This window comes from Fructobacillus sp. EFB-N1 (genome assembly GCF_001038455.1).
Classification (GTDB): Bacteria; Bacillota; Bacilli; order Lactobacillales; family Lactobacillaceae; genus Fructobacillus; species Fructobacillus cardui.
The window spans coordinates 34,264-51,112 of the sequence record NZ_LDUY01000005.1; the positions used below are offsets into that span (position 1 = coordinate 34,264).

Genomic DNA, 16,849 nt, shown 5'->3' on the forward strand with positions numbered 1-16,849 from the left:
TAGTCGCCATTTAGACAAAATAAAAAGCCCTCAGCCTGAGCTGAGGACTTATGGCCTACTGACGATTACCGAACATGGACAATGTCTTTAGGATTTAAATCCGCTTTTCGAAGTTTCCTGCGACCGTGCTAGCGGCATCAGGTTCAATGGGTATATTCTCAGCTCAGGGCACCCCAACTTTATTTATCACACAAGCAGTATAGCACGGAAATTAGAACCCGTGTGAAAAAACTTCTCAGTGAGCGCTTGCCACACACTGTGAAATCAGTTATATTATAAGTATACTTACAGATTAATTCTAACACTATGGAGGTTCCCATGAGCCCTGTCAAAACCGCTTCCCTTTCTCGCTACATGGATTCGACCAATCAGAAATTTTTCAACTTGTATACTGACTGGTTCCGCCAAATGAAATACCGTCTCCGCGAGCTTGACTTAACCCACCCCCAATTCCAAATTTTGGCCACTGTTCATGGCCTGAGTTTACAAAATACCGAGATTACTCAAATTATGGTGGCTAAGGCAGCGGATGTCGATGCCATGACGGCTTCGGCCATTATCACCAAACTGAGCCGTGAAGATCTTTTGGACCGCTATCCTGGCAAGAAGAATCCGCGCTCAAAAGCTCTCTCATTAACCCAAGCTGGTGAGGAAAAATTACAACAGGCCTTAGACATCGTCAATCAATTTGACCAAGACCTCTGGAGCCAATTTGATGCCTCCTTGCCAGAAAGTATTGACCAGGCTCAAGCAGTCGTCAAAACCCACCACTTCTAAGATTGCCGAAGCATCACATCACAAATTGAAAAGAGCCGAGCATACATAATTGTATCCTCGACTCTTTTTTCTTTGGCCCAAAAATCAGCGCTGCGTTTTCTTTTCACACAAGTAAATACCCGTAGCTCAGCCGCTTGCAAGCAAGTATGATGTTTCAAAGCACTTTTTATACACTGATTTCAGCAACGAATGTGCTTGTTAGCCAAGTAATTGGTACCAATCAAAGATGGCTTTGACCTCCTCCATTGGCAAGTAACGAGCAGTCAAAACCTTCGTACTGGCATCAGTTCGGACCACCACGGCAAGGTGGGCTCGCTGATTACGACGAGCTAGCCACCAACTCTGCTTAATGGACAACGATTGAATCTTATCCCAGGCAATATAGGTGGTGATGGTTTCGTAGTTCTTCGCCGTTTTTAAAACAAGAACCTGGCCGTTAACCACTTGGGCGGTTGTCGCCTTCCCTTTATACCAGCCAGCACCGACAACGAAGGACAACACAAGCAAAACCAGTAAAACAACGAGCGGCAACCGTTGGAAAACATAAATCAGGACGGCGGCGAGGGGTAAGGTCCAAAAAAGGCCGTTACGGATCATTGTCAAAATCTGGTAGGTTGAGCTACTGGTCTTTTTGATTGGCTTGCTTGGAAAATTAAGCAACCACTGTGACAAGTAGTGGTCAACAGCTCCTGATTTTACCATTGGAATCAAGGTCGGTACGTTTTTAGAAACCTTGTCTTCGCCATTTTCGTCGGTAATTAACCGCGTCTTGACGGTCGCCAAGCCCAGTGCCTGCCGAAAAATATTTTGGCGGACCTCAACCGTTTGCATCCGGTTAATCGACAGATGCATCGTTTGTCGTTTGAAAAGTCCCCGAGCAATCGTTAAATGACCGGCATCATGGTGAACTTCAAAGCCAAAATACAAGATCACCGTTCGCAAAACGTTAAAAGCAATCACGATTAAGACAAACAGAACCACCAGCAAGACAATCACCAGTGTGCCCAATCCCAGAACATGATTGGTAAATTCCTGCTCAAGCCAACGACTGACTACCTTTTGCTGGTCTAAGTGAACGAACCAACCCAAAAATATAAAAAATTGAAAGATGACTTCCGGCGTCGTCACGGCGTAGATAATCAAAGACAGAGCAGAAGCCCGATAGGAATCAGCAGAAAGTCTGCTAGGACCATTGGACCGCAACGAGCTTGTTCGAGTGGCGGTTTTCGGGTCACTCTCAACATCAAACGGCTGCCCCTGCGGGTCTTTCTTGTCCACTAACTCATCTTGTTCCTGTGTCGCTGGTCCTTCATTTTGCGCCTGAACTTTTGCGCGTTCAATCAAGGTAACCAGACTAGTCGTTTCATCCTGTCGCTTTTGCTCAAGAACAAGCGCCACCCAAGTTGGTACAACGGAGAGGGAAATCTGATTTTGCTTGGCTCCCTTCCCCCCAGAATCAACGGCGATCTCCTCCAAATGAAATGGTTGTAGGAAAAACCATTGCTTCCGGTGGGTATTTTGAATTTTGTGGTAAGGCAAGTGGCGAACTTGTCGTTCCAACACGCCTGACCGATAAATCAGTTCGCTCTCCGTGATTTCATAGGTCTTCATCCAGAAGCTTAAAATGGACCAGATCAACAGTGCTAGGAAAAGCAAGACCCATTCCCACCAAGTAAAATGGAAAAAGAACAATATGGCCAAGCCTAAAGCCACCATATTTTTTAATTGTTCGTAAAAATTCAAAATAAAAGCAAGGGGATGTAAGTGCTTAGCCTTCATGGCGAGCCTCCCTAGCCAACGTCACGACCCTGTCCTTAAATTGTTCAGCTTCGACCTCCGTTAAGGCTTCAATTTCATGACCAGATCCACCCGTCAAAATATGCACCTGTTGTAATTTAAACAACCGTAGAATCGGTCCCTGGTCCAAATCGACGTTCTGCACCCGGGCAATTGGAATCGCAGTATGAGTCCGGAAAAAGAACCCCTTTTTGATTTCAACATCCGTTTCATTCACCATAAAGTGGTAAAAAGCATAACGGTAACGGACCAATAAAATTCCAACGACAAACCAGAGCACAATGGCCAAAAAGAGCCCCCCAGATTGCCCAAATGGGTAGATAAAACTTCAAAAAATGTTGTAGTGCCCAATTCCCCGCGAAGTAAATGGCTAAAATCACAATGGCGCCAATGACTTCCATGATGTACCAGACCTTTTTAATCGTTGCTGGTAATGCTTGCATCGTTCTCTCCCTCTCTCATAAAAAAAATGGGGCTAAGAAGTAGTTTTGCTTCTTGGTCCCAAGTTATCGTTCACTCATTGAAAACGTCTGAGCTTTTAATCTTAATCGCCGGCTGCTGCTAAGATAGCGGCGTGCACTGCTCCACGGAAACCGTGCTGGTCCAAGGCTAAGACGCCCTTGATCGTTGTGCCCCCAGGTGATGTAATCTGGCCCTTCAAGTCCCCAGCGGACAAGTCAGACTGTTGCGCCAATTGCGCCGTCCCAGCGACCACTGAAGCGATCATCTGGCCCGCTTGCTTTCGGTCCATGCCCTTGGCAATAGCCGCATCTTCCATGGCGTCCATCAAAACATCGATAAAAGCTGGTGAACAACCGCCAATGGTCCCGGCGATGGCTAATTGGTCTTCCTTCACAACCAAGACATCCCCCAATGATTCCAAGACATCATGGACCACCTGATCGTTTTGGCCAGTCACGGATTCATCGGCTGCCAAAGCAATCGTCCCGGCCTGAACCGCAACCGGAATATTTGGAATAAAGGTTGTGACCGGGTTCTTTGGGGCTGCCGCCCGTAAATCAGCGTTTTGCACGCTGGCAGCTGCAGAAAGAACAATGACCTTTTCAGAAAGACCAGCGGCGACGATTTTTGCCAAAACTGCCGTCACCAGCTTAGCTGGCACCGTCAACATCATCACATCAAAGTCTGCCTTCACCAGGTCCTCATATGTGCTCACCGCTGAGATCTGCAAAACTTCCGCCTTTTTGGCATTTGATGAATACCCCAAGACTGTGTGTCCACCTAATTTTAGTCCTTGAACAAGGGCTGTTCCCATGTGTCCAAGACCGACAACTGCAATTTTCATAAATCCTACTCCTTTAATCACGCTTGCCCCCATTTTATCACAGTTCTAACCCCGCCTCCTGACAAATCAATTGGCCCCTAGCCAATCAAAAAATGCCCCGTCCCTGTTGACACAAGGACGAGGCACAAACTGATTTTGATAGTTTAGCTTAATTTTTCTTAAACTTGAAAAAAGCGATAACGGTCAAGAGCACCATCCACAGGGCGGCTAACAAAGTTGTTACCGTCGTGGCCGGTGCGACCAACAGGATGACGAAGATTAGAGCCAGGAAGGCAATCGTCAAGTAGTTACTAAAGGGTGCCAGTGGTAATTGGAAGCCATGGCTCTTCTGCCCCTTCGTTGCCTTGCGGAATCGCAAGTGCGTCACCATCAAGGCCATGTAGATCAGCAAGAATGCGGCTGAAGCCATTGATGAAATCAAAGTAAAGGCATCCGTTGGGAACAAGTAGTTAACCACTACGGCCAGGCCGACAATCAACGTTGATAGGTTGATAGCGGATTTGGGGATGGCATTCTTGTTTAACTTCTTAAAGCGTGACTTTTCGCCAACCAATGAATACAACATTCGGCCCGTTGTAAAGAAGGCGGAGTTAATGGCGGAAGCCGCTGCCGTCAAAACAACGAAGTTAATCACGGCCGCTGCCGATTGAACCCCGATACCAGAGAACACCTGGACGAATGGTGATTCACCAGCCCGGTAGTTGGTCCATGGTTGAATAATCATAATCGCCGACAAGGCACCGATATAAAAAATCAGAATTCGAATCACAATCGAATTAACGGCCCGCGGAATCGTTTCCAATGGATCCTTCGTTTCGGCTGCGGTAATGCCGACGAATTCAACACCCAAAAAGGCGAAGAAGGCCATCTGGAAGGTCGACAACAAGCCCTTACCGTGATTAGCCACTAAGCCATGCGACCATAGCGTTGAAAACTGGGTAACACCCATTGAGGTCTTTACGTGTCCCAAAGCCAAAATCAGGCCGGTAATAATCATCGCCACAATGGCGACAATCTTAATCATGGCAAACCAGAATTCGGTTTCCCCAAAAATCTTAACCGCAATCGTATTAACAAAGTACAACACGATGAGAAAGGCTAATTCCCATGGCCATACCGGCCAATCAGGGAACCAATAGTGCATGTATGTTCCAATCGCCGTGAGCTCGGTCATGGCAATCACGACCCAACCAATCCAGTAGGTCCAGCCTAGCACGAAGCCGGCTCGTTCACCCAAGTACTGAGTCATAAAATCGATAAACACTGATTTTGAATCATCTGATACTAACAATTCACCTAGGGCGCGCATCATCGCGAAGACAAACAACCCCGTGATAATATAAACCAGCAAAATGGCTGGCCCGGCCTTATGAATCGAAGAACCGGCTCCCAAGAAAAGCCCGGTTCCAATCGTCCCACCCAGGGCAATCATGGCCACGTGGCGGTGAGACAGGGTGCGGGCGAAGCCCGTTTGGTCATTATTCATGAATAATACTCCTTTGCAATCTTACCCTAATAGTCTATACTTGGTGCTATAACAAGTAAAACTAAACTTTTTCAATTTAGAGTTAAAAACATTCATCAAGGAAATCATCATGAAAACTTTTACTTACCAGATTTTTGCTACAGTTGCCGACCGCGGTTCCTTTCGCAAGGCTGCCGATGACTTAAACATCACCCCTTCGGCTGTCTCCCATTCCATTTCGCACCTCGAAGCACAGTTGGGCATCCCCCTTTTAATTCGCAACCGGTCTGAGATGCAGGTAACCCGTAATGGCCAAATCCTTTTACCAATGGTGGAACGTCTACTCAACGAGGAGCGACAACTGCTTTCAGCCGCTGCGAAAATTCAAGGATTGCAAGGCGGGCAAATCAGAATTGGTGCTATTTCATCGGTCTGCATTGCCTGGCTCCCAACCATCATCCGGCGCTTTTCTAAAAAGTACCCCCAGGTTGAAATCACCTTGATTCAGGGATCCTTCGCCGAAATCGAACAGGCTCTATCATTAGGAAAAATCGATCTTGGCTTCTCGGCCCTGCCAACCATTAGCCGTTTGGATGCGCTGCCCCTCATCGATGATGAAATCAAGTGCATTACCCCGGCTGATTTCACTCCGAAAAATGGTGTTTCAATTAGCCAAGACGACCTAGAAGACCGCCACTTTATCTTGCAACGGTCCGATTATGATTCCGATACCAAGGCTGCCCTGGATGAACTTCAAGTTAAGCCCCAGGCCATCAACTATTCGATTGACGACCAGTCCATTCTGGCCATGGTCGAGGCCGGCTTAGGCTGGGGCATCCTGCCTGACTTAGCACTCACAAAACTTTCCGGCGAAGTCGAAGCCTATCCCTTCGAACATCCCTATTACCGCCACCTTGGCCTCGTGATTAACCCCTCCTCGGCTAAGGACCCCTTTGTGAAGGCCATGCAAAAAGAAATCCTCTCTTATTTGAAAAAAAGTTAGAAAAAACCGGCAAATTCGTCAATAAAACGAATTTGCCGGTTTTTTAATAATCAGCTTATCACTTTTCTGGTTAATAACGAGAAAAGAACAAGATTACTTGCAGGGCAATCAAAATCAAAACAATCAATACCCAGCCTGATTTTGCCATTGGATAATCCCGGTAGGCTGAACGTGAGGCCCCTTCCTGAAAACCGTGTGAAGTCATGGCCATGGCTAGGTTCTTCGACCACTTAATGGCATGGACCAAAGCTTTAAAGTACAGCGTTGGCTGCCACCACCGTAACACTTCACCACGCATCATCCCCGCCGCTTGAATCGACGAGAAAGCCTGCTTAAACCGCGGCATAAAGTTTAGTGCGCCCAAAATCCCATAGGTAAAGGTTGCCGACATCTTTAGGTTTTGGCGTAGTGAGGCCAAGAGGACATAAGGTGTCATGCCCATCGTCAGCCAGGCGCCAATAAAGATAAAGACGAGAACTCGACTCCCCATCACCAAACCGAAATGCAGGTTTTCTGCCGCTGTTCCCTGACCATACAGGTAAAAGGACCAGAACGAGCCCAAAACCGGAATGATAGCGATGGCCACGTAAAGGCCAATCTTCTTAAGGGGTTGGCGCCTGATCAGCAATAACAAAAAGGCAACCGAAAAGAGGACAACGTTTAGCGTTACTGATTTGGTCAAGGAAATTTCCAACGAAATCGCCAAGGCCAAAATCATGCGTTGTGTGGCGTTCATCATACGAGCACCTCCTCTTGGTAGGCCATCGCCGTTTGTTCATAGCGCAAGTGACGGTCAACAATGTTGACCAGGTCCCTTGTTTGGTGGGAAACAACCAAAATGGTCAATCCGAGCGCCTGTTGGCAGGTTTGAATCAGATTCAAAACAACCGCCACCGACTGTTCATCCAAACCCGCCAGCGGTTCATCTAAGAACAGCACTTGTGGTGCCATAATCAACATCAACAGCAGTTGCAGTTTCTTCTGCTGGCCACCCGAAAGCGTGTAGACCGACTGGTCACCCAAACCTGTTAGATGCAGGTCGGACAACCACTGGTCCAAGATCTCTTTGGTCCAAAAATCAGCATGGTGGCTTTTGGCCATCACCTGGTCCAGCTCTTCATCAACTGTGATGTTTAAGAATTGATCGGAGGCTGACTGGAACAACAGACCAACCTGGCCAAAGTAGAGACGCGGTTTCCAGGCATGGACTTCTTGCTCCTGGTAGGTCAAAGAACCCTCATAACGATGAAGTCGTGCCAGTGTCTTCAGAACGGAAGACTTGCCGACACCATTTGGACCGGTCAGCAAGGTAATCCCCGCAGCAAAAATTTGCAAGATATCCTGGTCTAAGACCAGGCGCTCCCCGTTTTGAATCCGCAGGTTATCAAAGCGATAGGCAGTATCTTGTGCTTGGTCACTTTCGGCAGCCGGTTTTAACACTACAGTCTGCTTTTGATAGTCATATTGGCTCCAATCATTTTCAGGAACCAGCACCAAGGCCTTCTCTTTGAGCTGATAAAACTGGCTGATTTTATCGAAGTACCCGGCCGGATCATGGTCGGAAACGAGAATGCCGTAGCCTTCCTGGCTCAGCTGTTGAAGCAACACCTGGAGATCTTCTCGCGATTGGCTATCGACAGCAGCAAACGGTTCATCAAGCAACAGATAGTCGGCCCCCAGGGCCAACACTTCCGCCAAGGCAACCTTTTGCATTTCCCCACCGGATAAGGTGACGAAGGACCGGTCAATAAAATCAGTCAGGCCAACCTTTTCCAATGCCCAGGCAGTCTTTTGATCAATTTCGTCCTTATCTAATTCGAGATTTTCCAGTGCGAAAATAAATTCTTCTCGCACCGTTGGCATGGCAAACTGATCATCAGGATTTTGAAAGAGCAAAGCCACTCGCTTAGCCCTTTCATTCGCTTTCAGTGTGGCAATCGCCGTTTGATCAATTTCGATTTTGCCACTGACCTGACCGCCATATTGAGGATAAAGACCCGCTAAAGCCTTTAGCAGTGTTGATTTTCCCGATCCGGAAGGCCCCATTAACAGGGTCAGGGTCTTTTTTTCAAGAGTTAAATTTAAATCATCAATGATGGCTTGATCACGATAAGCCACCGTGAGGTTTCTGGCAGTTATTGCCATTTTTTGTCCTCCTTATTCGTGGGACAACAACTTTGATCGATCCAACAACTTGGCAATCAAGTGTACCAAGACACCTGAGAAGAAGAAGATTGATAGGTAACGAACTATGAACAAAGCAACTAACAAGCCCAGCTTGTAGTGGATGTAACCTGACTTAAAGAGGTCCCAACCAAAGCTAACGACTGTTCCAGTCAAAGTTGACAACCAAAGACCAGCAAACCAGTTCTTATAACCCGTCAAGGCGAAACCAAGTTCAGAACCGATTCCTTGGATAAAGCCTGACAAGAGCGTTCCAACCCCATAAGAACCACCCAAGAACATTTCACCGGCAGCCCCGAGCATTTCCCCAATAAAGCCTGCACCGATTTTCTTTAGGATATAAGAAGCCAATGGTCCGGCCATCATCCATACACCAAGCGTGATTTCATTCGTAAAGGCTTGCAATCCAATCACGGCCAAGCCACTGTTAACGATTTGGTAGACCGGATCCATGATCCAGTAAATGACCGAGAAGATAACCCCAATCAAAGCCAGCAAAATCACGTTTTGTAGCGTCCACTTTTGTTTCATTATTCTCTCCTTTGCGTCCAGGGGAACAAAAAGGCATTAAAAAACCACTCGCCTGGGCAGAGTCCAACACGGGTGGTCATAAAAAAAACTTGTGTGGATCTTCCTTCGTCGGTCTTAGCCTAACAGGTTCAATGGGTTTAATTCTCAACCAAAATGGTACCCCAGATCGCTATATTCAAATTTACTACTCTACTAGCTTACACTGTCTCCAACCTTTATGCAAGGGCTTTCAAATAAAAAAGTACCCGGACGCTGTGTCCGAGTACTTGAAATGAAGCTAATTTTTACTTGTTTGCCTTGGCAACGGCAGCCATAGCAACTGATGAAACATAGTTGACTGGTTGACCGAAGTTTGGCTGGAAGAAGAAGTCTGTCATTGACAATTGATCAATTGTCATGCCGTTTTCAATCGCCAATGAAACCACGTTGGCAGCTTGTGAAATGTCATGCTTTGACAAGAAGGCAGCACCAACAATGCGGCGAGTACCCTTTTCCCAAGTCAATGAAGCCTTAACAGGCGTGGTTGACAACATGAAATCAGGACGGTAATCTTCTGAAATTGTCACAGAATCTGCTTCAACACCCTTACGTGCTGCTGATTGAACAGTCAAACCAGTTGCAGCGTAGGCCATTTCGTACAATTCAACGGCTGATGTTGCCTGTGTACCTTGGTAAGCCATCGTTGGTTCAGCAATGTTCTTACCAACCAAGATTCCTTGACGAACAGCATTGGTTGCCAATGGAATATAGTCATCCTTTTGTGTTGGGTTGTAGAAGACGGTTGCTGAATCACCGGCAGCAAAGACATCCTTCACAGAAGTTTCCATGAACTTGTTAACCTTGATAGCACCGTTTGGCAACATATCAACTTGGTCACGGAACAAAGCAGTGTTTGGCAAGAAGCCAATACCCAAGATAGCAATGTCAGCTTCGTAAGTACCCTTATCAGTTGTGACCTTGATACCATCGGTAGTGTCTTCGAATCCTGATACCATTTGGCCAAGAGCTAATTTAACACCGTGGTCTTCATAGGCCTTTTGGAAAACAGATGAGAATTCAGGCGCTGTGTTGTTGGCCAACACACGGTCCAAACCATCAATCAAAGTCACTTCCTTATCGTTGACTGACAATTGTTCTGCTAATTCGGCACCGATATAACCAGCACCAATAACAATCACGCGCTTAACCTTTTCAGTTACTTCCTTCAAGGCGTTGGCGTTATCCCAAGTCTTTGAATCAAAGACCTTGTCAGAATCGATTCCTGGGATACGAGGCTTGATAGCGCGTGAACCAGTAGTAATGACAATCTTATCGAAAGCTTCTTCTGACTGGGCACCAGAAACCAAGTCCTTGATGTTCAAAGTCTTTGCTTCCAAGTCTGCAGCTTCAACAAGCGTTTGCATGTGCATTGAAATGCCCTGCTTAGCCATTGAATCTGGCGTTTCGTAAAACATCTTGTCAGTTGATGAAACATTGTCACCAATCCAAAGGGCGATTCCACATGACAAGAAAGAAACTGTTTGATTCTTTTCAAACACGTGTACCTCAGCGTCTGGGTGGTCTGCCTTAATCTGCTTAGCGGCAAACACGCCGGCGTGCGTTGAACCAATTACTGCAACTTTCATTAAAAGTGCCTCCTAATATATAGCTATGTGAAAATTGTAATTAAATTTTACCAATAAAACAAGGTTCTGTCAATCATTTATCCAACAGTTTTCAAGAAAGTATCAAATAAAACAGAAAGACAGATAGAGTCGTTCTAAATTGTTGAAATTCATCTTTTCGCGCCAAATCAGTCATGCCCAAAGCCATCAGACGAATCAAACGCCCTATTCTAAACGATTCTCCGCCTGGCGCATGTGGCTTTCATAATGGTCAATCTTATACAGCAAATGATCATGAGCAGCCTGCATTTCATTAATTCGTTCCTGCATCTCTTCTGCTTGTTCGAGCAACAGCGCTTTACGCGCGGGAATTGTTCGGTCATCATCCTCCAGCACCATGCCAATATATTCACGCAGTCGTTCGATGGAAACACCCGCATGGCGCATTGTTTTGGCAAATTTCAATTGATTAATGTTACGCTCGGTGAAATCGCGCAACTGATTTTCCTTGCGGGGCACCGGCATAATTAATCCAATCCGTTCGTAATAGCGAATCGTATCGTTTGTCAATCCAGTCGCCTTCGCAGCTTCTTTAATGTTCATTTTTGCACCTTTCGTACTACAAAAGCGGCCACAACCACAAAAGCCATTCCCGTAAAGAAAGCCATTGTTGCTACTTGGCCACGGTAGTTTCCCGCCGTTGCCACAATCAAAGAAAGACCGATTGGGCCACCAATTTGATGGGCCGTATTCGTCAACCCTGAGGCAATCCCAGCCAGTTCGTCAGGGGCCTGGTATAAGCCGGCCGACGTGACTGGCGCCAGAACCAAACCTTGCCCAATTCCAATCACCACCATTGGCAAGGCAAAAGCCAACCAATAACCTGAAGCAACCGCTGACAGAGCCGTCCACAGCAAACCAAGAAACAGCAATCCCTCCCCGACTAGCAGGATTAACTGATTGCCAAAACGATTAGTCAACCTTCCTAGGGACAACGATACCACAAACTGAACGAATGTTAAGGGGAGAAAGGCTAAACCAGATTGTAACGCCGTCAAATGGTAACTCGCCTGCCAGACCTGGGGTAAAAAGAACCAATACGGCAGCATCGCCATCATAAAGAGCATGCGGGCCACGTAGGCACCTGCACGAACTCGATTATGAAACAAAATCAAGGGCAACATTGGCTGTTTTTGCCGGCTTTCAAAGACGATAAAGCAGGCTAAAACAATAACGGCCAATAAAATCAGTAGCCACTGGTTACTGGTTAACCCATCAATCAAGGCCGCTAATCCGATGACCGACAGAATGGCACCAATACAATCAATTTTTGTCTTTAATCCTGCTTTATTTGGGACAAAGCGAATCGTCAAACAGAACAGTAATGCCGTCAGCGGCACGTTAATCAAAAAACCGGCTTGCCAAGAAAATAACGTTGTCAGGCCACCACCAATTAATAGTCCCAGGCTAGCACCAATTAATAGTCCCAGGCTAGCACCAATCCCGGCTGTAACACCATAGTAAGCGATTGCCCGTGCACGCATTTGTCCCTGGTAATTATCCATCATCAAGGCCAAGGTGGTTGGCGCAATAATTGAAGAACCAAGCCCCTGGATAGCCCTCAGTGCAATCACGAAGGCAGCATTATCCGACAAGCCAATCAGCAATGAACTGAGTCCAAAGATTGTGAGCCCGATTAAGAAAATTCGTTTGCGCCCCAGTAAATCCGAGAGCCGGCTCGATAATAGCAAAAAGCCGCCAAAGGTCAATGTATAGGCGTTTGAAATCCACGACAAGGTGGAAGAAGAGAGGTCTAGGCTTTGACCAATCTCAGTTGCGCTGGTAAAAATAATGGAATTATCCATCAAAATTAAAAAGTAAGCGAGTAAGGTGATCGGCAAGACCATCCCAAATCGTTGTTTTGTCATTCTTATCTCCTTTAGCCTGGTTTCTTTTCAAAACCAAGCACTGTGTTTTCGGGTCAGTGATTATTAAACACCCTGGAGTGAACTTCAAGTCAAGAAAAAAACAGCCTTTTTAAAAGACTGTTTTTTCGCATCAACTGTGCTGCTATTCCGTTAAGAACTGCTTGAGGACCTTGTTGACATCCTGATTTTCATGCAGCTTTGAATGTTGCGCATTTTTACCAGTAAATAACTTCTCCTGATAGGTACTTGGCTTACGGACAAAGTACTTCAGTGACTTCGACGCGTTATTCGTGATGGTCGAGTCTGACTCCTCCTTACCCATGCTATTGCCATAGATATTCAACACTTTGGTCTGATTATTCTCGTAATATTGCTCCAAACCAGCTAATGCGACCTTTTTAAAATCAGTTTCAGATTGGCTGGCAGGATCTGCTAAGTTCAAATTTGATTTTGGCCTTGGACTATCCTTCAAAAAGTTAAAGGGACCAGCAATCGCAATCTGTCGCTTCACAACTGGCAATTGATCGCTTTGCTGCACATGATTTTTCAAGTAAAAAGCGATGGCCAAATTTCCCATTGAATGGCCAATCAGGTTCACAGACTGAATCCCCTGATTATGCAAATCTTCCATAATCTTCGTGACCCACTGATTTGTCTTAGTAAAGTTAGTATTTCGATTATCGTTAAATTGCACCAGAATCAGTGGGTTCTGGTCCTCCTTCTTCACGGTACCACTAAAACTAACCTGGCCGCTTTTGCCAACCGTCGCATTAATTCTGCGGTTTGAATACCCTTGCTGGATTAAATACCGACTCATCGTCTGCTCGGCATTCCGGGAAGAGCCATAACCATGGAAGAAAACCGTTGCTTCGGTTGGCTTCGTATTGGAAATCGGCTTGGCTGGTTGGGTTAGCCAAACGGTTAGCCCAACTGCTAGTAGCACAAGAATGACCGTTGAGGCACCCGCAATCGCTATCATTTTTTTATTCTTTTTCATCTTACTCCTTTACGGCTAACCGATTGGCCAGGGGCTTTATGTCGGCGATTTAAAATCTAAAAAACAATCAGAGACTTAATCGCTTCGCGCTGATCCATGGCTGCATAAGCCTGTTGAATATCTTTCAGCGCAAATTGCTTGGTAAAAACCTGACCAGGATTGATTTTGCCATCAAGGACCGCCTGCAATAACAATTCACGGTCATAGGTGGTAACCGCGGCAATTCCTCCGCGCAAGCCGATATTCTTCCAGAATAGGTTATTCGTATTCATCATTGGGTCTTGAGGAATCCCCACACGGCCAACGACGGCACCTGGACGGCCAAGTTGAACCGCAGTTGCCACAGCCTGCTCTGAGCCAACACATTCAAGAATAGCATCCGCACCGGCACCCGTTAGCGCCATCACCTGGTCAATCCCAGCTTGGTCACGATCGGCCACAATATCGGTAGCACCAAACGCCTTACCCAGCTCTTGTCGGTCTTCGTGGCGCGACATCAAAATAATCCGCTTGGCACCACGCAGCTTGGCTGCAATCACCCCTGAGAGGCCCACAGCGCCATCGCCCATGACAACCGCCGTATCCCCCTCTTTGACTTCAGCAGTAGCCGCAGCGTGGTAACCGGTTGCCATCACATCCGACAAGGTCATCAAGGATTTCAACTGGTCATCGCTGTAGTTTGCTGGCTGACTTGGAATCTTAACCAGCGCCCAATCGGCATTCTTAAAGCCGATGTATTCCGCCTGATAACCGGTTGAGCCACCTTTATCAGGATCGAGGCAATCACCATCAAACCCTGCTAAGCAGGCCTGACAGTGACCACAACCATGAGTAAACGGTGCAATAACAAAATCACCCGGCTGAACGTTGGAAACTTCACTACCGACCTCTTCAACGATTCCGATGGCTTCATGGCCAACCTGGCTGCCACCATCACGCTTGGAAATACCCCGGTAGAACCAAAGGTCAGAACCACAAACTGATGCCCGAACTGTCTTGATGACGGCATCCTTCGGTCCCTGAATTGTTGGCTTATCAACCTCTTGCATCTCAACTTGCCCTGGTTTTACAAAAATCGCTGCTTTCATGTTTTAATACTCCTTTTTGCTGATTATGAACTTGTCTGTTTTAAAAGTAAAATTAGACGTAGTATGGATAAATTCATTTTGACAAAACAATGGATGCTGTAATCATTGTTCATCATCCCTTGATGCATTTATCTGTCACTAACAACACTATCTTATGCCCTGAAGTCGACTCTAAGTCAAGAACGCTTTTCTATTTTATAGCAATAAAAAGTAAAATTGTCTACCCTGCGATGGCAAACGTGTCAAATTTTGATTTTTTCAACTACCCAGTTCTCATTCCTGCCACAGCCAACCATCAAGCGCAAACAAAAAAGCACACTCAGCTGAGTGTGCTTAAATATGAAAAGGTTCGCTTACTTAACGGCGTCCTTCAATGCCTTACCAGGCTTGAATGCAGGAACCTTTGATGCAGGAATTTGGATTTCTTCCTTAGTTTGTGGGTTACGACCCTTACGAGCTGCACGTTCACGAACTTCAAAGTTACCAAAACCAATCAATTGAACCTTTTCGCCCTTCTTCAAAGCGTCTTCAATTGATGACAAGACAGCGGCAACTGCCTTGTCTGCGTCCTTCTTTGTTAAGCCAGTCTTCATTGCGACTGAATCGATCAATTCTTGCTTGTTTGCCATTCCTTTTCTCCTCGCTAATAATTAATTTAGAATATCCGCTAACGTGACAATCGTTAGCAGCTTGGGAACGCTACCGTGGCAACTTCCATAAAGATAGGATAGCACATGTAAATTAAAATGTGTAGGCATAAAGCCCAATTTCATGCGGTAATTGCGGTTTTCCGCACATTTGCAAGTGAATCCTCACAGTACTGAAACTTTCAACGATAAAACGTTACTTTCGCTGACGAATAATCAGCTTGATCGGCGTTCCAGAGAAGTCAAACGCGGCTCGAATTTGGTTCTCTAGGAAACGCTGGTATGAAAAATGCATCAGTTCAACGTCGTTGACAAAGACAACAATCGTTGGTGGTTCGATTGCCACTTGAGTGGCGTAATAAACACGCAAACGGCGACCGTTATCAGATGGTGCCGGATTAGTAGCCAAAGCATCCATCAAGACATCATTCAATGTTGATGATGAAACCCGCTTCTGATGGTTGTCATTTACGGCCAAAATTAAATCAGGCAGGCGGTCTAAGCGCTGACCAGTCTTCGCTGAAACAAAGACAATTGGTGCATAGTCCAAAAACTTAAATTCGTCGCGAATCAAGTTTTCAAAATCAGTCATGGTATGCGTGTCTTTTTCGATGGCATCCCACTTATTGATAACAATCACCAAGGCCTTCCCGGCCTCATGCGCATACCCCGCAACGTGCTTATCTTGCTCACGAATACCGGTTTCAGCATCCAAGACCATCAAGACCACTTGTGATTCATCAATGGCCTTCATGGCCCGCATGACCGAATAACGTTCCGTATTTTCGTAAACCTTACCACGCTTACGAATTCCGGCCGTATCAACCATCACAAATTCATCACCCTCAGAGGTAATAAAACGCGTGTCAATCGCATCACGGGTCGTGCCTTCAATATTTGAGACAATCATCCGATCTTCGCCCAGGATGGCGTTAACGATTGATGATTTTCCGACGTTTGGGCGCCCAATAATCGAGAACCGAACGGCGTCATCGTCTTGTTCTGCGGCTTCATCTGGGAAATGCTTGACGATTTCATCCAAAACATCACCCAAACCAATTCCGTGTAATCCAGATACGGGATAAGGGTCGCCCATTCCTAATGAATAGAAGTCATAAATATCTGCCCGCATTTCAGGATTATCGACCTTATTGACCGCCAAAACAACTGGCTTATCAGTACCATAAAGCAAATTAGCCACGGCTTGGTCATCGGCTGTCAGGCCTTCTCGACCAGAAACAACCATCAAAATGACGTCAGCTTCATCAATGGCTAATTCAACCTGGGCACGAATTTCCGTTAAAAATGGGGCATTTCCCATTTCCAACCCTCCGGTATCAATCATCCGGAAGTCATAATTTAGCCATTCTGCCCGTGCGTACAAACGGTCACGAGTAACCCCTGGCATATCCTCGACAATGGCGATTCGATCGCCAACAATGCGGTTAAATAGCGTGGACTTTCCAACATTTGGACGACCCACTACGGCTACAATCGGTGCTGCCATATTCCCGCTCCTTTC

Annotated in this window: 16 protein-coding genes and 2 riboswitches; of the genes, 2 read left to right on the forward strand and 14 right to left on the reverse strand. The window is 46.2% G+C overall.

What is annotated here, in order from left to right; genetic code table 11:
* Window positions 1-97 precede the first annotated feature (97 nt).
* Window positions 98-186: riboswitch (TPP riboswitch) on the reverse strand.
* 132 nt (window positions 187-318) lie between these two features.
* Window positions 319-777 (forward strand): MarR family winged helix-turn-helix transcriptional regulator, encoded by a 459-nt coding sequence (locus FEFB_RS01585; protein ID WP_053068909.1) that lies wholly within the window; start codon window positions 319-321, stop codon window positions 775-777.
* Between the two features lie 198 nt (window positions 778-975).
* Here the strand turns inward: FEFB_RS01585 and FEFB_RS01590 are convergent, their stop codons facing one another.
* The 4 genes from FEFB_RS01590 to FEFB_RS01605 form a co-directional block, all read right to left on the reverse strand.
* Window positions 976-2,556: a PH domain-containing protein gene (locus tag FEFB_RS01590; protein ID WP_047974510.1), complete on the reverse strand. Its 1,581-nt coding sequence runs from the start codon at window positions 2,554-2,556 to the stop codon at window positions 976-978.
* On the reverse strand, window positions 2,546-2,854 hold the full coding sequence (locus FEFB_RS01595) for a PH domain-containing protein (RefSeq protein WP_235271947.1): 309 nt from the start codon (window positions 2,852-2,854) through the stop codon (window positions 2,546-2,548). The genes FEFB_RS01590 and FEFB_RS01595 overlap by 11 nt, the downstream gene beginning before the upstream one ends.
* 264 nt (window positions 2,855-3,118) lie before the next feature.
* Window positions 3,119-3,880: a pyrroline-5-carboxylate reductase gene (locus FEFB_RS01600; protein ID WP_047974511.1), complete on the reverse strand. Its 762-nt coding sequence runs from the start codon at window positions 3,878-3,880 to the stop codon at window positions 3,119-3,121.
* A 148-nt stretch (window positions 3,881-4,028) separates the two neighbouring features.
* Window positions 4,029-5,366 carry an amino acid permease gene (locus tag FEFB_RS01605; RefSeq protein WP_047974512.1) on the reverse strand — a complete coding sequence of 446 codons (1,338 nt, stop codon included), beginning with the start codon at window positions 5,364-5,366 and terminating at the stop codon, window positions 4,029-4,031.
* A 109-nt stretch (window positions 5,367-5,475) separates the two neighbouring features.
* On the opposite strand from FEFB_RS01605, the gene FEFB_RS01610 reads away from it, so the two are divergent.
* Window positions 5,476-6,348 carry a LysR family transcriptional regulator gene (locus FEFB_RS01610; RefSeq protein ID WP_047974513.1) on the forward strand — a complete coding sequence of 291 codons (873 nt, stop codon included), beginning with the start codon at window positions 5,476-5,478 and terminating at the stop codon, window positions 6,346-6,348.
* Between the two features lie 70 nt (window positions 6,349-6,418).
* On the opposite strand, the gene FEFB_RS01615 is transcribed toward FEFB_RS01610, so the two are convergent.
* The 10 genes from FEFB_RS01615 to der form a co-directional block, all read right to left on the reverse strand.
* On the reverse strand, window positions 6,419-7,087 hold the full coding sequence (locus tag FEFB_RS01615) for an energy-coupling factor transporter transmembrane protein EcfT (RefSeq protein ID WP_235271945.1): 669 nt from the start codon (window positions 7,085-7,087) through the stop codon (window positions 6,419-6,421).
* Window positions 7,084-8,493: an ATP-binding cassette domain-containing protein gene (locus FEFB_RS01620; RefSeq protein ID WP_047974514.1), complete on the reverse strand. Its 1,410-nt coding sequence runs from the start codon at window positions 8,491-8,493 to the stop codon at window positions 7,084-7,086. The genes FEFB_RS01615 and FEFB_RS01620 overlap by 4 nt, the downstream gene beginning before the upstream one ends.
* 12 nt (window positions 8,494-8,505) lie before the next feature.
* Window positions 8,506-9,063: an ECF transporter S component gene (locus tag FEFB_RS01625; protein WP_047974515.1), complete on the reverse strand. Its 558-nt coding sequence runs from the start codon at window positions 9,061-9,063 to the stop codon at window positions 8,506-8,508.
* Window positions 9,064-9,146: 83 nt separating this feature from the next.
* A riboswitch (TPP riboswitch) is annotated at window positions 9,147-9,237 on the reverse strand.
* 110 nt (window positions 9,238-9,347) lie between these two features.
* Window positions 9,348-10,688, reverse strand: coding sequence for an FAD-dependent oxidoreductase (locus FEFB_RS01630; protein ID WP_047974516.1), 1,341 nt, complete (start codon window positions 10,686-10,688; stop codon window positions 9,348-9,350).
* Between the two features lie 204 nt (window positions 10,689-10,892).
* The gene (locus FEFB_RS01635; RefSeq protein ID WP_047974517.1) at window positions 10,893-11,270 is read right to left on the reverse strand and encodes a MerR family transcriptional regulator; all 378 of its coding nucleotides are present in this window, start codon (window positions 11,268-11,270) and stop codon (window positions 10,893-10,895) included.
* The gene (locus tag FEFB_RS01640; protein WP_047974518.1) at window positions 11,267-12,595 is read right to left on the reverse strand and encodes an MFS transporter; all 1,329 of its coding nucleotides are present in this window, start codon (window positions 12,593-12,595) and stop codon (window positions 11,267-11,269) included. The genes FEFB_RS01635 and FEFB_RS01640 overlap by 4 nt, the downstream gene beginning before the upstream one ends.
* 142 nt (window positions 12,596-12,737) lie before the next feature.
* Window positions 12,738-13,592: an alpha/beta hydrolase gene (locus FEFB_RS01645; protein WP_047974519.1), complete on the reverse strand. Its 855-nt coding sequence runs from the start codon at window positions 13,590-13,592 to the stop codon at window positions 12,738-12,740.
* Window positions 13,593-13,648: 56 nt separating this feature from the next.
* Window positions 13,649-14,680: a Zn-dependent alcohol dehydrogenase gene (locus tag FEFB_RS01650; RefSeq protein ID WP_047974520.1), complete on the reverse strand. Its 1,032-nt coding sequence runs from the start codon at window positions 14,678-14,680 to the stop codon at window positions 13,649-13,651.
* Window positions 14,681-15,033: 353 nt separating this feature from the next.
* Window positions 15,034-15,309 carry an HU family DNA-binding protein gene (locus FEFB_RS01655; protein ID WP_047974521.1) on the reverse strand — a complete coding sequence of 92 codons (276 nt, stop codon included), beginning with the start codon at window positions 15,307-15,309 and terminating at the stop codon, window positions 15,034-15,036.
* Between the two features lie 214 nt (window positions 15,310-15,523).
* A complete protein-coding gene (gene der, locus FEFB_RS01660) occupies window positions 15,524-16,834 on the reverse strand; it encodes a ribosome biogenesis GTPase Der (RefSeq protein ID WP_047974522.1) in 1,311 nt (436 codons plus the stop codon).
* Window positions 16,835-16,849: the final 15 nt, after the last annotated feature.

Bases quoted from the DNA above. Each gene is read 5' to 3' on its own strand.
- FEFB_RS01585 (WP_053068909.1), top strand. From the start codon at position 319: ATGAGCCCTGTCAAAACCGCTTCCCTTTCTCGCTACATGGATTCGACC.
- FEFB_RS01590 (WP_047974510.1), bottom strand. From the start codon at position 2,556: ATGAAGGCTAAGCACTTACATCCCCTTGCTTTTATTTTGAATTTTTAC.
- FEFB_RS01605 (WP_047974512.1), bottom strand. From the start codon at position 5,366: ATGAATAATGACCAAACGGGCTTCGCCCGCACCCTGTCTCACCGCCAC.
- FEFB_RS01600 (WP_047974511.1), bottom strand. From the start codon at position 3,880: ATGAAAATTGCAGTTGTCGGTCTTGGACACATGGGAACAGCCCTTGTT.
- FEFB_RS01645 (WP_047974519.1), bottom strand. From the start codon at position 13,592: ATGAAAAAGAATAAAAAAATGATAGCGATTGCGGGTGCCTCAACGGTC.
- FEFB_RS01650 (WP_047974520.1), bottom strand. From the start codon at position 14,680: ATGAAAGCAGCGATTTTTGTAAAACCAGGGCAAGTTGAGATGCAAGAG.
- FEFB_RS01610 (WP_047974513.1), top strand. From the start codon at position 5,476: ATGAAAACTTTTACTTACCAGATTTTTGCTACAGTTGCCGACCGCGGT.
- FEFB_RS01630 (WP_047974516.1), bottom strand. From the start codon at position 10,688: ATGAAAGTTGCAGTAATTGGTTCAACGCACGCCGGCGTGTTTGCCGCT.
- FEFB_RS01635 (WP_047974517.1), bottom strand. From the start codon at position 11,270: ATGAACATTAAAGAAGCTGCGAAGGCGACTGGATTGACAAACGATACG.
- der (WP_047974522.1), bottom strand. From the start codon at position 16,834: ATGGCAGCACCGATTGTAGCCGTAGTGGGTCGTCCAAATGTTGGAAAG.
- FEFB_RS01655 (WP_047974521.1), bottom strand. From the start codon at position 15,309: ATGGCAAACAAGCAAGAATTGATCGATTCAGTCGCAATGAAGACTGGC.
- FEFB_RS01625 (WP_047974515.1), bottom strand. From the start codon at position 9,063: ATGAAACAAAAGTGGACGCTACAAAACGTGATTTTGCTGGCTTTGATT.
- FEFB_RS01620 (WP_047974514.1), bottom strand. From the start codon at position 8,493: ATGGCAATAACTGCCAGAAACCTCACGGTGGCTTATCGTGATCAAGCC.
- FEFB_RS01640 (WP_047974518.1), bottom strand. From the start codon at position 12,595: ATGACAAAACAACGATTTGGGATGGTCTTGCCGATCACCTTACTCGCT.
- FEFB_RS01615 (WP_235271945.1), bottom strand. From the start codon at position 7,087: ATGATGAACGCCACACAACGCATGATTTTGGCCTTGGCGATTTCGTTG.